This window comes from Novosphingobium taihuense (assembly GCF_007830315.1).
GTDB classification, from domain to species: Bacteria; Pseudomonadota; Alphaproteobacteria; order Sphingomonadales; family Sphingomonadaceae; genus Novosphingobium; species Novosphingobium taihuense.
The window spans coordinates 947378-961805 of sequence record NZ_VLKJ01000001.1; the positions used below are offsets into that span (position 1 = coordinate 947378).

A 14428-nucleotide genomic window follows, 5' to 3' on the forward strand; every position below is an offset into this window, starting at 1 on the left:
TTGGCAAGCGGGGTCAGAGAATATCGTAGCCCTCGCCCAGCGCCGACCGCAGCTTGTCGAGTGCCTGCGCCTTCAGCTGGTGCACGCGGGGGATGCTGACGCCAAGCACCTCGGCGATTTCGGCAAGATTGAGTTCCTCGACGAAATAGAGCTGGATGATCATCTGCAGGCGCTCGGGCAGATCAGCGATGGCCGAGGCGACCGCGCTGCGCATTTCGGAATCGGCGAGCATCGCGAAGGCATCGGGGCGATCGTCGGCGAAGGCGGCGTTGCTGTCCGAGTAGGCATCGTCGATGGCTTCGAAGCGCAAGGGCTGGTCTGCCGCGTTCTGGTCGGCCAGCTCGCGCGGCGTCAGGCCCATGGCGGCGGCAAGCTCGTCGTCGTTGGGGGGACGGCCGAGATCGTTCGTCAGGGCCGTGGTCTTCTCACGCAGGAGACGGCGGCGTTCTGTTGCCGAGCGCGAAAGCGGGGTGGAGCGGCGGACAAGATCGACCATCGCCCCACGCACGCGCAGCTTGGCGTAGGCGGCAAAGCCGTCCTCGGTGGGACCGTCGTGGCGCTGGGCGCATTCGGTCAGTGCGACGAGCCCGGCCTGAACCAGATCCTCGACCTCAATCCCGGCGCGGCCCGAGCCGTGGACGTGCCACGCAAGGCGCTTCACCATCGGCAGGAAGCGGCGGATGCGGTCGGCGGCCTCGTTCTGCGCATAGGCGCGGGCGGCGGCGAAACCGCGATGATCGTGTTTCATGCAGCAAGTCCCTCAGGGATTTCGTGATGGACGGGGGGTGGCGCTTCGCCGCCGATGACCGAGATGACCTCGATCGGCTGCGACGGTGGCAGTTCGGAAATCGACATGACGAGGCAGTTGGGCGCGCGCAGACGCAGCAGGGCTGCGAGCGGACGGCGGGCGCGGGGCTGGACGATCAGGGCAACAGGTGGAGCGGCGGGGCCACGCTCGGCGATCAGGGCAGAGATCCGCTCGCCAATGCCGCGTGCGAGATCGGGTTCGATCACGGGCTGGCCGGTGGCCGGATCGTGCATCCCGCCAACGATCATCTGTTCGAGCCCGGCCTCGAGCGTGACAACGGGCAGGCACTCGTCAGGACCGCAGATGCGTCCGACGATCATGGCCCCAAGATCTGCGCGCAGGAGATCGACCAGACGGTCATGGTCGTTGGTCTGCTGCAGCGCCTCGCTCAGCGCGGAAAGGATCGGCAGCGGGTGGGCGATGGAGATTCCATCATCTAGCAGGGCGTGGAACAGGCGGGTGAGCGCGCCAAGCGACATCGGCTGCGGGTGGATCGTCTCGACCAGTCCGGCGGCACGTTCCTTGACCGCTTCGAGGATCGCCTTGACTTCGTCAGGCCCGAGCAGCGCGGAAGGCCGGTCGCCCAGAACCTGATTGAGATGTGTGGCGACGACGGTGCTGGCATCGACAGTGAGGAAACCCTCGGCGATGGCCAGATCGCGCTGCGCCGGTTCGATCCAGATCGCAGGGCAGCCGAAGCTGGGATCGCGGGTGGTCTCGCCGCGCAGTCCGTGGTCGGGGCTGGCCTCACCTGCATCGATGGCAAGGATCTTGTCGGGGCGCATGTCCGCGATGCCCACCGGCACGCCGCCCAGAAGAATGCGATAGGAATTGGCCCCAAGCTCCAGAGAATCGCGCACGCGGAACTGCGGGACGATGAAGCCGAAGGCCTGGCTGAGTTGCTTGCGCACCCCGGTGAGGCGGGCGACGAGCGGGGAGCCGCGACGCTCGTCAACCAGGTGGATCAGGCCATAGCCCATCTCGATCGTGACGAGGGTGTGATCGCTGACTTCTTCAAGCGTGATGCGGTTCGGATCGATCGGTTCGGGTGCCACGACCGCGACAGGGGCCGGACGGTCGGCGCGCTTCTTGAGAGTCCACCACAGCCAGCCTGCAAGCCCAGCGGCGGGGAGGAACACGATCTGCGGCATGGCCGGGATCGCGCCGATAGCGCCGAGGATCACGGCCACGGGGAGCCAGATCGCGGGGTTGGCAAACTGGCCGCTGATCTGCCCGGTCAGGTCGCGGCTGTCGGAGACGCGGGTGACGATCACGGCGGCAGCGATGGACAGGAGCAGCGAGGGGACTTGCGCCACCAGGGCGTCACCGATGGCGAGCGTGATGTAGAACTCGGCCGCCTGAGACGCGGTCAACCCGTGGCTGATCATGCCGAGGCAGAAGCCCGCGATGATGTTGACGCCAAGGATCAGCAGGGCGGCAATGGCATCGCCCTTCACGAACTTGGACGAACCGTCCATCGAGCCGTAGAAGTCTGCCTCGGTCGCAACTTCGCGGCGCCGGGCCTTGGCTTCTTCGGCCGTGAGCAGGCCTGCGGCGAGGTCGGAGTCGATCGCCATCTGCTTGCCGGGCAAGGCATCGAGGGTGAAGCGCGCGGAGACTTCCGAGACGCGGCCCGCGCCCTTGGTGACGACGACCATGTTGATGATCATCAGGATCATGAACACGAACAGGCCGACCGCGAAGTTGCCGCCGATCAGGAACGCGCCGAAGGCCTCGATCACGTGGCCTGCCGCCGCGCCGCCCTCGTGGCCGTTGACCAGCACGATGCGGGTGGAGGCAACGTTGAGCGCGAGGCGCAGCAGCGTGGCGAAGAGCAGGACCGAGGGGAAAGAGGAGAAATCGAGCGGCTTTTCCGCGTTCATCGCAGCCATCAGGATCGCGACCGAAAGCGCGATGTTGAGGACGAAGAACACGTCGAGCAGGACGGCCGGGATCGGCACGACCATAAGCACGATCAGCATGAGAATGCCGCCGGGCAAGGCCATCGCGGCGGGCGAGCCAAAGCGCTTCAGCATGGCTTAGAGCCCCAGTGCCGAAAGGCGGCCATAGGCCTGCCGGACGTGGGCGGGGACATTGCTGCCATCGTTGAGGGCGAAGGCCTGGCGCAAGGTGTCGGCCATCGAGCTTGCCGGTTGCGGCACCGGATTGCCGGTGCTTGCCGCTGCGCTCTGGAACTCACGGGCGATGGGTCCGCCTGTGGATTGCTGCTGCGCAGTCGCAGGCGTGACGCCCATGCTGGCGGCCCATTGCAACGCTTCGTCGCCAGTCGCACCTTCGCTGGCACCAGCCATGCGCGTGCGGATGACGTTCATCACCTCGCTGACCGAGCGGGGATTGCCGCTGCGGTCGTAGAACGTGGAGCGGTTGGCTGAGGCAGCGGATGGCAGCAGCGCGGCGGCGCTTTGCGAGGGATCGCTGCCGAGCGCGGTAAGGAAGCGCCCGGCTCCTTCGGCCCCGAAGAAGTGTGCCAGATAAAGCTCGGCATGGTCTGGCTGGCGGCCGAGCACGCTAGAGAGGTAATCGCCGTTGTCGCCTGCCAGCTCACCAGCCATCGTTGCGGCTACTTGCGGATCGAAGCGTAGCGCGAGCAGCTGGGCGCGGGCGGAAGGATCGTTCGCCGCGCCGCTGCGGATCATGTCACTGGCCCAGCCAAGGCCGTGTTCGGCCCCGTGCTTCTCGAGCGTGCGCAGCCAGGTGCCGCTGGTGAACTGGTAAAGACCCGAAGCGCTCGACGTGCGCGAGCGGGCCGAGGGATCGAGGCTGGATTCGAGTTTGGCCTGCGCCATCAGATAGGCGAAGTCGGTGCCGGTGGCCTGCGCGGCTCCGGCAATCGCGCCACGCACGCTCGCCCCGGCTCCGCTCGTGGCGGCCGGGGAACCGGGCAAGGCAAAAGCGTCGGCTGAACTCACTGAACATTCCTTCCGGCCGCAGGCTTGCGGCGTGACGGGAGGTGTTCAGCAAGGCCCGTGCCAACTTGGGCACTGCCGGGTAATCAAGCCGTACGCAGGCGGTGGACCTGGGCGTTCGCGCGATAGAGCGGGGCCGTTCCGGACAGCGCATCGAGCCGCGCCGAAACATTGGCCGCGATCAGGTTGCGCACCTTGCGATTGGCCTCGTTCTGGCGGCGTGCAGCATCGAGCAGGCCCCGGCATTCCTCGTCGACCAAGGCATGATCGACATCGGCCAAGGTGCCGCAAAGGTCCGCCTTGTTCGATGCACAACCCATGATCATGTCGAGATCAAGGCCTGCAAGCGCGTGCCGTTCCTCTTGCAGGACGGCAAGCATCTGCCGAAGCGTGTCGCGAAGGTCCGAAGGGCGAGCGACGGTGGAAGTTGCCATTACTGGGCAGTCCTCAGCAGCATGCCGGCAGCGATGATCGCATCGGCAATCTTGGCGGGAATGATCGGGTACGTGCCGGTCTCGATCGCATGACGGATGTCCTTCACGCGTTCCGGGTCGACGGGGGCAGACTGCCCTGCATCGAGTGCGCTGGACTTCTCGACCTGTGCCGCTGCACCGGTATCCGCAACCGTTGCAGTGTCGACGACAGAGGCAGTCGAGGCCGCCTTGGCAGACTTCGGCGTACTGACCTGCACCGGCCCAACCGGGCGCGATGCACCGATTTCAATTGGTGACATGGTACCGCTCCTAGCGTTTGATACGGACAAGAACGGTGGTCTTGCCGATGCGTTAAGGGCGGATGCGGAAAAATTTTGCCGGTTTGTGAAAAACCGGCCCAGGCCGCAGTCAGTCGACCGGAACGACGACGAGGCCGGGGCGCTCGATCCGGGCGCGGATCGGTGTGGCTCGGGCGCTGGTGCGCACCCGGATCCAGCCACCAATGGGTCCGGCTTCCATGGCCTCGCCCGCCTGGCTGACGGAGAAGCCTTCTCCTGCCACAGCAATCGTCAGGGCATCGCCACGGGCAACAGCTGGCGCAGCGGCAGGCGTAGCGGCAGCGCCTTGCCGGTTCATGCCGCCAACGGCAACGAACAGCCGCCAGCCGCCGACATCCGGACACTGGACCAGCACGGTATCCTGACGCGCGCCCTGCCAGCCAAGCGAAAGCTGTGACCGGCAGGCAGACAGCCGCAAACGGCGGTCGACCGGCAAGGTCGCGCCGCCTGCCTCACCGATCCCGGCGCCGAGAAACGCGGCGACTTCGCGGTCGATGGTGACGAGGTCATGGAACGGCGAAGTCTGCGCCTGCGCGGAGGAAGCCGCGATCAGGACGGACAGGACGAAAGGCAAGGGTCTGGTCATCGAGGGCATCCGCGAAGAGAGTGCAATACCCCCACCCAGCAATCATCGTGCCAGAGCGCCTTGTCCCGCCAATGCCTCGCGCGAATAGACCAGCGCTACGCTGGCCCCGGCACGCTCGCCGGGCTCGACGAGAATGCGCGCGCGGGCGGCACGGGCACCACCCTCTGCGGCCAGATCCACCGCCTGCGCTATCGCAGCCGCACGCGCGCCGCTGGCATAGCGGACTACGATACGCACTTCGAGCCGGGGGTCATCGCCCACTTGCGCGAGCCATGCCGCCAGCGAGGGCGCTTGGGGACCCGGGCTCCAGACAGCGACTGGCTCGCTGTCGATCGCGGCTGTCACGGGCGCAGGAGGCGGGGTCGGAGATGCGGCAGGCTTCCCGTTGCCAGCATGGGCAAGGGCGGAGGCCGTGACGAGAAAGAGGATCAGCGAAAGGTCGGCAATTGCATATTGCCAGCCTGTCCCGGCGCGCACGATCACCCGGCGGCCCTCCCGCGTGGATGCAGGCGATGGACAGGTGCATGGGCCGACAGCGCCGGTTCAAGCTGTCCGGAAAGCCATTCGATCACGTCCTGCCTCTGGCGCTCCTCATCCTGCGAGCGCCGCTCCACCGCGCGGGCGAGCGGGGCGAGCACGAGATTGGCGAGCAGCAGGCCATAGAGCGTGGTCATGACCGCCATGGCAACCGTGGCGTTGAGTGCGCCCTGATCGAGCCCGGTCGTGGGCAGGCGACTGAGCGAGACGAGCGTCCCGACCATGCCGAACACCGGTCCCAGCTCTGCCGCCTGGGCGAGCGTGCGCACGGCCGTGTCGGCAGCGGCAAGGCGGGCGCGGCGGTGGGTGTGGTGACGTTCGATCAGCACGTCGAGCGAGCGGGAGCGGACAAGTGCATCGGTCGCATCGTCGAACTCTCTGTCGCCGATGGGGCCTGATCGCGCGCGCAGGATGCCGTCACGGCAAATGGCAGAGACTTGCGAGGCCAGATCGGCCTTGGCCTTTGTGGCAGAGAAGCGCGCGGCGAAAAGCCCTGCGAGAGCGCGCATGGTCACGTTCAGCTCCTGCCGACCGGAGCGCAGCACGGTGGCAAGCGCCGTCCCGCCCAGCACGATGCCAAGAGACAGTCCGTCGAACAGCGGTGCGGATGGCATTGGCCGGGGTTCTCCTCAGGGATCAGGACGGCACGGCAACCGGCTTTTTCAGTGCCTCCTGCCGATTTGTGCCTGCAATCTGCCGCCGACCGGCAAGACTTTGCCGCTCGAGGCTGCACATGGCGTCGGAAACCCCGCTTTTGCGCGATTGGCACGGTGCTTGCTGAAACACCGGCAGCAATCCGTCAGCCAGTGAAGGCATACCACATGAGCGAGTCCCTCTTCGGCATCCACGGCGCGGCGCTGGAACTGCGGTCCCAGCGCATGGGCCTGCTGACTTCGAACATCGCCAATGCCGCAACGCCCGGCTTCAAGGCCAAGGACATCGACTTCGCTGCCGCGTTGAAGGCGCGCAGCGCCGGGATGAGCGAGGACAAGGCGATTGCCTCTGCCACGCGCTACCGCGTGCCGGTGATGCCGAGCCTCGATGGCAACACGGTGGAGATGTCGACCGAGCAGACCGCGTTTGCCGAAAACGCGGTCGGCTATTCTGCCACGCTCAACTTTCTCAAGGGCCGGGTCGAGACGATCACCCGCGCCATCCGGGGAGAGTAAGCCATGGCCGGCAGCAATCCCCTCACTCTGTTCCAGGTCACCGGCCGGGCAATGTCGGCGCAGCTCGTGCGGATGAATGCCGCCGCGTCGAACCTCGCCAACGCCGGGACCGTCACCACGACCGAGCAGGAAGCCTATCGCCCCTTGCGCCCGGTCTTTGCCGAACAGCTCGATCAGGCGAACGGCCTTTCGACGGTGCGCGTCGCCGCCGTGAAGCGCTCGGACGCAACGCCCATTCGCCAGCACGATCCGGGCCACCCGCTCGCCGATGCCAACGGCGATGTCTGGACTGCCCCGGTCGATGAGAACGCCGAGATGGTCGAGATGCTCGAAAGCTCCCGCCAGTACCAGAACGTGGTCGAGGCGATGCAGACCGCAAAGCAGCTCATGCTCGAAACGATGAGGATGAAATAATGTCAGTCGCTTCCGTCACTTCCACCACCGGCGTCAATGGCGCCACCACGTCGTCCAAGTCCGGACAGGGTTGGGGCGCAATGGGCGCCGAGGACTTCGTCAAGCTGCTGACCACGCAGTTGCAGAACCAGGACCCGACCGAGCCGGTCGACAACACCCAGATGCTTGCCCAGCTGGCACAGTTCTCCTCGCTGTCAAACCTCAACGACATCAAGGATTCGCTGAGCGGAACGGACAAGCAGGCAGACACGCTCTCGGCGATCTCGACCAAGCTCGACACGCTCAACAGCACGGTGGCGCGACTGCTTGCCAGCCAGCCCACTTCGACCTCGACCACCGCCTAAGCCACGCAGGAGACACGCATGTCCTTCTATACCTCGCTCAACGGCCTGAAGAACGCCCAGACCGACCTTGGCGTGATCAGCCACAACATCGCCAACGCCGAGACCACCGGCTTCAAGAAGAGCCGCACCGAGTTTGCCGACATCGTCGTCGGCAGCGCCTTCACCAACCCCAAGCTGGTCGTCGGGATTGGCGCTGCAGTGGAATCGATCAGCCAGAACTTCGCTCTGGGTCCGATCGAACAGACGGGTTCGGCGCTCGACCTCGCAATCAACGGCGACGGTTTTTTCACCACCAAGAACGTCGTGACGGGCCAGACCCTGTTCACCCGCAACGGCAGCCTGACGGTGGACGGCGCGGGCTATATCAGCGACGGTTCGGGTAATCGCCTGCAGGTCTTCCCGACCGATACAGTCGGCACGATCACTTCGACCACGCCAGCCGATGCACTGATCCCGGCTTCCAACGGCACCGACGCCAGCGGCAATCCGATCGAGTTCGCCGGGATCACCGTGGGCGACGATGGTGCGGTGACGGCTTCCTACGCCGATGGTTCGAACGTGATCATCGGCAAGGTGGCGCTGGCCAGCTTCATTGCTCCGCAGGGTCTCAAGCAGGTCGGCTCGTCGAACTGGGTGACCACCGGCATTTCGGGTGCGCCGAACTACGGCCAACCCAGCACCGGCCAGTATGGCTCGCTGCTGTCCGGCGCGCTGGAACGCTCGAACGTCGACATTGCCGAGGAACTGGTCAGCCTGATCACTGCGCAGCGCAACTTCCAGGCCAACGCCAAGGCAATCGATACCGCCACGCAGATCTCGCAGACCGTGATCCAGCTGCAGACCTGATCCTTCGCATGATGACGGAGCCTGATCGATGGACCGCCTTATCTACACCGCCTATTCCGGCATGACCGGTTCGACCGTGCGCCAGCGCGTGATCGCCAGCAACATGGCGAACGCGCAGACGATCGGCTTCCGTGCCGAGATGCTCACGGCCACGCCGATGACGCTGAAAGGCCCGAGCCTGGAGGCGCGGGCCATGACCGATGGCGAAGTGCGCGGATCGTCGATGGCGCAGGGCACGCTGATCTCCACCGGCAAGCCGCTCGACGTGGCCCTTACCGGCGATACGATGCTCAGCCTTCAGGCCGAGGACGGCAGCGAGGTCTATTCGCGGCGCGGCGATCTGGCGGTGAGCGCAGGCGGCGTGCTGGAAAACGGCGATGCCCGTCCGGTCATCGGCGAGAACGGTCCGATCACGGTTCCGCTTGGCTCCAAGGTCACGATTTCCCCCGATGGCGGCGTGTCCGTCGCCAATCCCGAAGCGCCCGACCAGCCTCCCCAGCTGGTCGGGCGCATCAAGATCGCCTCGACCACCGGCAGCAAGATCGAAAAGGGCCTCGACGGCCTGTTCCGCGTGGCAGGGCAAGACGGCCAACCCGGCATCCTGCCACAGGATGAAGAGGCCAAGCTGATGGTCGGCAGTCTTGAACAGTCCAACGTCGATCCCACCCGCATTCTCGTCGAGATGGTCGAAGCCCAGCGCCTGTTCGACATGCGCACCAAGGTCGTCAGCCAGGCCAAGGAAGTCGACGAATCCAGCGCATCGCTGATGCGCATTTCCTGATCGCAAAGGTAACCGAACATGCCCAGCTCAGCCCTACACGTCGCCCGCACCGGTCTTGAAGCGCAGGACACGCGGATGCGCGTGATCGCCAACAACCTCGCCAACGTCGGCACCACCGGCTTCAAGCGCGACCGCGCCAACTTCGCGACGCTGGCTTATCAGGACGCGCGCGTGGCCGGGCAGCAGTCCTCGAACGAGACGGCCTATGCCACTGGCCTGAACCTCGGCACCGGCGTTGCCGTGCAGGCGACCACCCGCATCGACAGCCAGGGCACGCTGCAGAGCACGAGCAATGCGCTGGACCTCGCGCTGGATGGCGAGGGCTACTTCCAGGTGACGATGCCGGGGGGCCAGCTTGCCTATACCCGCGCAGGCAACTTCTCCCGCTCGGCCGAGGGCGTGCTGGTGACCGCGCAGGGCTATCCGCTGAACCCGGCGATCACCATTCCGGAAGGCGCGAGCGCCATCACCATTGCCAACGACGGCACCGTTTCAGCCACAATCGCAGGACAGAACGAGCCTGCACAGCTCGGCCAGATCACCGTCGCCAGTTTCGCCAACCCCGGCGGCCTGCGCTCGATGGGCGACAACTTCCTGCAGGAAACTGCAGCATCAGGCGCGGCGCAGGTCGGCGTTCCCGGGGAACTTGGGCGCGGAAAGATCCAGCAGGGTTACCTCGAAGGCTCGAACGTCAATGTCGTCGAGGAACTGGTCGACATGATCGAATGCCAGCGCGCCTACGAGATCAATTCCAAGATGATCTCCGCCGTCGATGACATGCTCCAGAACGCAAACCAGACGCTGTGATCACCATGGAAACGCCCTTCGACCACCACTTCACCCCGGAACGCAACGAAAGCCCGCGGCGTCGCAAGACTGCCGTTCGCGCTATCCTTGCCGGTTCGATCGTCGCAGCCTTTGTCGTGTTCGGCATGGACCCGGCCGCTGCTGCCAGACCCAAGAAGGGCTTCGAACCGGTCGTCGCCCCGCCGCTTCCAGTCCAGACGGCTGCGCCGACCGCGGGCTCCATATTCAACGTCAGTGCTGGATATACTGGCTTTGTCGAAGGCCGCCGAGCCCATGCGGTGGGCGATCTCATTACGGTCACGCTGGTCGAGAACATGACCACTGCCAAGACCGCCGGGGCCAAGACACAGAAGTCCGGACAGTTCTCGGTCACGCCGCCAACCACCGGGCCGCTCTCGTTCATCAAGCCCACGGCCCTTAATGCTTCGGGCGGATCGTCGTTCAATGGTCAGGGCAATGCCTCGCAGACGAGCACGCTTGCCGGCGAGGTTGCGGTGACGATCGCGGAAGTGAGGTCCAACGGCACGGCACTGGTGCGCGGGGAAAAGCGCATGATGCTGAGCCAGGGACAGGAATGGGTACAGTTTTCGGGGATCGTGCGCCTTGGCGACATCGATCAGGAGAACCGTATCCTTTCCAGCCAGGTCGCGGATGCGCGGGTCGAATACACCGGCAACGGTTCGGTCGGCCGGGCAAGCCGCGAAGGCTGGCTCTCGAAGTTCTTCAACGCGATCTCGCCCTTCTGAAGGTTGATGCAATGCTGGTCCGGTTCATCCTTCCTGTTCTTGCAGCCTTCGCGGCAGCCCTGCCCGTGCCCGCCATGGCAGAACGCGTGCGCGATCTTGGCGAATTCCAGGGCGTGCGCGCCAACCAGCTCACTGGCTACGGTGTTGTGGTGGGTCTTGCCGGAACGGGTGACGACAATCTCGAATACCTGACGCAGGCGATGAAAGGCACTGCCGGGCGCCTCGGCGTGCAGTTGCCCACTGGGATCTCGCCCGGCCTCAAGAATGCCGCGGCAGTACTGATAACGGCCGAGCTTCCTGCCTTTGCCAAACCCGGCCAGCGAATCGACGTGACCGTCTCGACCATCGGCAAGGCCAAGTCCCTGCGCGGCGGGGCGCTGATCCTTGCGCCGCTCTATGGGGCGGACGGACAGATCTACGCGATGGCGCAGGGCAATCTTGCAGTCGGCGGCCTTGGCATCGCGGCGCGCGATGGCTCGCAGTTGACCGTCAACGTGCCGACCGTGGGCCGTATCGCCGAAGGGGCCAGCGTGGAACGCGCAGTCGCCACCGGGTTCGACAGCGGCGAATTGCTGCGTTGGAACCTGTTCGACGCCGATTTCATGACCGCCCAGCGCGTGCGCGATGCGATCAACGCGCGCTTCCCGCAGTCGGCAACGATCGAGGATGGTGTGACGCTGGCGCTGCGCCTGCCCGCAGGCGCCGACAGCCGCGCCACGTCCATGGCCGCGATCGAGATGATCGAGGTTATCCCGGCAGAAACTGCCGCCAAGGTGATCGTCAACAGCCGCACCGGCACGGTGGTGATCAACAACGCAGTGCGCCTTTCGCCCGCTGCGATCAGCCATGGCAAGCTGGTGGTGAAGATCGACGAGAAGCCACAAGTCTCGCAGCCCGCGCCATTCAGCCGGGGCCAGACAGCCGTGGTGCCCAACAGCCAGATCGCGGCCGAGGAAAAGGAAGCCAAGGTTGCGCTGTTCAAGCCGGGGGCTTCGCTGTCCTCGCTGGTCGATGCGCTGAACAAGCTCGGCACCAGCCCTTCGGACCTCGTCGCGATCCTCGAGGCGCTGAAGCAGGCTGGCGCGCTGAAGGCGGAGATGGTGGTGATATGACCGCGATCTCCACCTCTCAGCCCACCCTTTCGCTCACGCCCAAGGCGCAGACCGAGCGCGAGAAGCTTTCGGGCGCGGCAAAGCAGTTCGAGGCAATCTTCATCAGACAGATGCTTTCGGCAGCACGTGCCAGCAATTTCGGCGACGATGACGTCTTCGGCAAGATGGACCAGACATTCGTGCAGATGCGCGATGACCGCTTTGCCGAGATCGCTTCGCAAACCGGCGCGCTGGGTTTTGCCCGGCAGATCGAGAACCACCTTGCCGCGCTGCTTCCCGCTGACGGCACCGAGGGAGGCGCATAAGCCATGGCGTCCGATCTCCTCTCGATTGGCCGCAGCGGCGTGCAGGCTGCCCGCATCGGGCTCGACGTAACCGCTCAGAACATCGCCAATGCCTCGTCCACCGGTTACGTCCGGCGTTCCGCCTCATTCCGCGAAGTGGCGTCGACCGGGGGCGCCTACCGCATCGGCGACCTCTCGCTTTCGGGCGTGCGGCTCGATGGCATCGTGCGCAATGCCGATGCCTTCCGCCAGGCCGAAGTGCGCCGCACGGGTTCGGACCTGGCGCGGGCGAGCGCGGAGGCTTCAGGGCTCGAGAACATCGAATCCGCCATCGAGCAATCGGGCGTCTATGATGCAATCGTCGGCTTTGAATCGTCGCTGCAGCAACTGACCCAGAACCCGACCGATACCAGCTTGCGCGCCTCGGTGATCGAGAAGGCGCGGACAATGGTCGGCACGTTCCAGATCGCCTCGCAGGAAATGGACGCGGCGGCCGATGGGCTGCGCTTCCTTGCCACTGATGGCGTGACGCAGGTCAACCGCATTGCGCAGGAGCTGGCGCGCACCAACACCCGCCTCGCCCGCGCCTCCGACGCCAGCAGCGACCAGACCGCCCTGCTCGACCAGCGCGACAAGCTGCTCGAGGAACTTAGCGGCTATGCCAACATTGCGACCGAGTTCTCCACCGATGGCCAGGTTGCGGTAAAGATCGGCGGCAGCGGTGGCCAGGATCTGGTGACCGGCAATGCTGCCGCAACCGTGGGCATCGCCACATCTCCAACTGATGGCACCGTAAGCTACACTCTCGGAAGCAACGCGCTAACTCTCGCAGGCGGATCGCTGGCAGGACAGCAACTCGCGCTTGCCAAGGGCGCGCAGCTCAAGACCGACATCGACACGCTCGCGGGGGATATCGTCGAGGCCTTCAACGGCGCACAGACCGGCGGCCGCGATCTCGACAATGCGATCGGCGTGCCGATCTTCTCGGGCACAAGTGCTGCTACCATGGCCCTTGCCGTTGAGGACGGGCGCAAGATTGCCACCGCGCCTGCCAGCAGCACGACGGCAGGCAGCCGCGATGCCACCAACCTCACCGCGATCCGCAGTGCGCTTGCCGGGGTCAACCCTTCGGGTACGATGGACGAGATCCTGTTCGACGTCTCGGGCACGCTGGCCGGTCGCAACGTCACGCTCGGCGCGCTCCAGACCATTGCCGACACCGCAAAGGTCGCGCTTTCGGCCCAATCGGGCGTCGATCTCGATCAGGAAGCGGTCAACCTAGTAAGATTCCAGCAGGCCTTTCAGGCGTCCGGAAAGGTCATGCAGGTAGCATCCGATATCTTCGACACCCTTCTGGGAATCAGGTAATACGTCATGAGCACGATCTTCGGCACATCGACCAGCGCATTCTTCGAAAGGTCCCTGATGGACCTGACCGCCCTGCGCAAGCAGGCGGAAGAGACGCAGGCCGAGATGTCGAGCGGGGAACGCCTGCAGCGGTCCTCCGACGATCCGGTCGCCGCTTCGCGCCTTCGCCAGCTGGCCCGCGCGGACGTGTTCGACGACATCGACACCGCCGCCACCAACCGCGCGTCGACCGATCTCAACCTGACCGACAATGCCCTGTCGCAGTTCGCCAACTTCGTCACACGCCTGCAGGAGCTGACGACGCAGGCCGCGTCTTCTACGCTGAGCACCAGCCAGCGCGCGGGCATCGGCGAGGAAGTGGCGCAGATCCGTGACAACCTCGTCGCGCTTGCCAACGCGCGCGACGGCAACGGCAATGCCCTGTTCGGGGGCGAGAGCGCAGCGGATGCCTACACGCTCGATGCAGCGGGCAATGCGACTTATGCCGGGACCGGCGCTGCGGGCGTGATTTCGCTGGGCGGTGGCCAGTCGGTCTCGCGCGGGGTGACAGGGCCGGAGTTTCTCAAGTTTCAGTCCGGCGGCGCGACCGTCGATCTGCTGGCCATGACCAAGGCCCTTGCCGACGACCTGAAGTCCGGCACGGGCGGCGCGGCCACGGCCAACGCTGCGCTCACCGCCCTGAACGACAGCCTCAATTCGATCACCACCGCACAGACAGTGGTCGGCTCGCGTCTCAACTGGATCGATCTCAATACCGAACGCCGCACGTCGCTTTCGGAGATGCGCACCAACGAGAAGACCGAAGTCGGCGGTGCGGACCTCACCGAATCCATCGCCCGCCTGCAGAACACCATGCTGGTGCTGCAGGCCAGCCAGGCCAGCTTTTCCAGGCTCGCCAACCTCTCGCTCTTCAGCGTGCTCAACTGA

General features: G+C 65.4%; 19 protein-coding genes. 11 read left to right on the top strand and 8 right to left on the bottom strand.

Annotation, left to right across the window (positions count from 1 at the left end):
• Positions 1-13 precede the first annotated feature (13 nt).
• The 8 genes from IQ25_RS04505 to IQ25_RS04540 all read right to left on the bottom strand — a co-directional run bounded on the left by IQ25_RS04505 (position 14) and on the right by IQ25_RS04540 (position 6244).
• Positions 14-748 (bottom strand): sigma-70 family RNA polymerase sigma factor, encoded by a 735-nt coding sequence (locus tag IQ25_RS04505; RefSeq protein ID WP_144902750.1) that lies wholly within the window; start codon positions 746-748, stop codon positions 14-16.
• Positions 745-2844, bottom strand: a complete 2100-nt coding sequence (locus IQ25_RS04510; RefSeq protein ID WP_144902752.1) for a flagellar biosynthesis protein FlhA — start codon at positions 2842-2844, stop codon at positions 745-747. Before IQ25_RS04510 ends, IQ25_RS04505 begins: the two co-directional genes overlap by 4 nt.
• A 3-nt stretch (positions 2845-2847) precedes the next feature.
• Positions 2848-3738 (bottom strand): transglycosylase SLT domain-containing protein, encoded by an 891-nt coding sequence (locus tag IQ25_RS04515; RefSeq protein ID WP_258536944.1) that lies wholly within the window; start codon positions 3736-3738, stop codon positions 2848-2850.
• A gap of 83 nt (positions 3739-3821) precedes the next feature.
• Complete coding sequence (locus IQ25_RS04520) at positions 3822-4169, bottom strand: flagellar protein FlgN (protein WP_144902755.1); 348 nt, start codon at positions 4167-4169, stop codon at positions 3822-3824.
• On the bottom strand, positions 4169-4468 hold the full coding sequence (gene flgM / locus IQ25_RS04525) for a flagellar biosynthesis anti-sigma factor FlgM (RefSeq protein WP_144902758.1): 300 nt from the start codon (positions 4466-4468) through the stop codon (positions 4169-4171). The genes IQ25_RS04520 and flgM overlap by 1 nt, the downstream gene beginning before the upstream one ends.
• 109 nt (positions 4469-4577) lie before the next feature.
• Positions 4578-5093 carry a flagella basal body P-ring formation protein FlgA gene (locus tag IQ25_RS04530; RefSeq protein ID WP_144902761.1) on the bottom strand — a complete coding sequence of 172 codons (516 nt, stop codon included), beginning with the start codon at positions 5091-5093 and terminating at the stop codon, positions 4578-4580.
• Positions 5094-5135: 42 nt separating this feature from the next.
• A complete protein-coding gene (locus tag IQ25_RS04535; RefSeq protein ID WP_144902763.1) occupies positions 5136-5576 on the bottom strand; it encodes a hypothetical protein in 441 nt (146 codons plus the stop codon).
• Complete coding sequence (locus tag IQ25_RS04540) at positions 5573-6244, bottom strand: MotA/TolQ/ExbB proton channel family protein (RefSeq protein ID WP_144902766.1); 672 nt, start codon at positions 6242-6244, stop codon at positions 5573-5575. The genes IQ25_RS04535 and IQ25_RS04540 overlap by 4 nt, the downstream gene beginning before the upstream one ends.
• Before the next feature lie 207 nt (positions 6245-6451).
• Here IQ25_RS04540 and flgB point away from each other — a divergent pair, with 207 nt between their 5' ends.
• The 11 genes from flgB to IQ25_RS04595 are packed head-to-tail and all read left to right on the top strand — an operon-like array spanning position 6452 to position 14428.
• Positions 6452-6799: a flagellar basal body rod protein FlgB gene (flgB, locus tag IQ25_RS04545; protein WP_144902768.1), complete on the top strand. Its 348-nt coding sequence runs from the start codon at positions 6452-6454 to the stop codon at positions 6797-6799.
• A 3-nt stretch (positions 6800-6802) separates the two neighbouring features.
• Complete coding sequence (gene flgC, locus IQ25_RS04550) at positions 6803-7213, top strand: flagellar basal body rod protein FlgC (protein WP_144902771.1); 411 nt, start codon at positions 6803-6805, stop codon at positions 7211-7213.
• A complete protein-coding gene (locus IQ25_RS04555; protein WP_144902772.1) occupies positions 7213-7557 on the top strand; it encodes a flagellar hook assembly protein FlgD in 345 nt (114 codons plus the stop codon). Before flgC ends, IQ25_RS04555 begins: the two co-directional genes overlap by 1 nt.
• Before the next feature lie 18 nt (positions 7558-7575).
• Positions 7576-8403 (top strand): flagellar hook-basal body complex protein, encoded by an 828-nt coding sequence (locus IQ25_RS04560; RefSeq protein ID WP_144902775.1) that lies wholly within the window; start codon positions 7576-7578, stop codon positions 8401-8403.
• Between the two features lie 28 nt (positions 8404-8431).
• The gene (locus tag IQ25_RS04565; protein ID WP_144902777.1) at positions 8432-9184 is read left to right on the top strand and encodes a flagellar basal body rod protein FlgF; all 753 of its coding nucleotides are present in this window, start codon (positions 8432-8434) and stop codon (positions 9182-9184) included.
• A gap of 18 nt (positions 9185-9202) precedes the next feature.
• Complete coding sequence (gene flgG / locus IQ25_RS04570; protein ID WP_144902780.1) at positions 9203-9991, top strand: flagellar basal-body rod protein FlgG; 789 nt, start codon at positions 9203-9205, stop codon at positions 9989-9991.
• A gap of 5 nt (positions 9992-9996) precedes the next feature.
• Positions 9997-10737 carry a flagellar basal body L-ring protein FlgH gene (locus IQ25_RS04575; RefSeq protein ID WP_144902783.1) on the top strand — a complete coding sequence of 247 codons (741 nt, stop codon included), beginning with the start codon at positions 9997-9999 and terminating at the stop codon, positions 10735-10737.
• A gap of 11 nt (positions 10738-10748) precedes the next feature.
• Positions 10749-11849 carry a flagellar basal body P-ring protein FlgI gene (locus tag IQ25_RS04580; protein ID WP_144902785.1) on the top strand — a complete coding sequence of 367 codons (1101 nt, stop codon included), beginning with the start codon at positions 10749-10751 and terminating at the stop codon, positions 11847-11849.
• Positions 11846-12154: a flagellar biosynthesis protein FlgJ gene (locus IQ25_RS04585; protein ID WP_144902788.1), complete on the top strand. Its 309-nt coding sequence runs from the start codon at positions 11846-11848 to the stop codon at positions 12152-12154. Before IQ25_RS04580 ends, IQ25_RS04585 begins: the two co-directional genes overlap by 4 nt.
• A 3-nt stretch (positions 12155-12157) precedes the next feature.
• Positions 12158-13501: a flagellar hook-associated protein FlgK gene (gene flgK / locus IQ25_RS04590; protein ID WP_144902791.1), complete on the top strand. Its 1344-nt coding sequence runs from the start codon at positions 12158-12160 to the stop codon at positions 13499-13501.
• 6 nt (positions 13502-13507) lie between these two features.
• Positions 13508-14428, top strand: a complete 921-nt coding sequence (locus IQ25_RS04595; protein ID WP_144902794.1) for a flagellin N-terminal helical domain-containing protein — start codon at positions 13508-13510, stop codon at positions 14426-14428.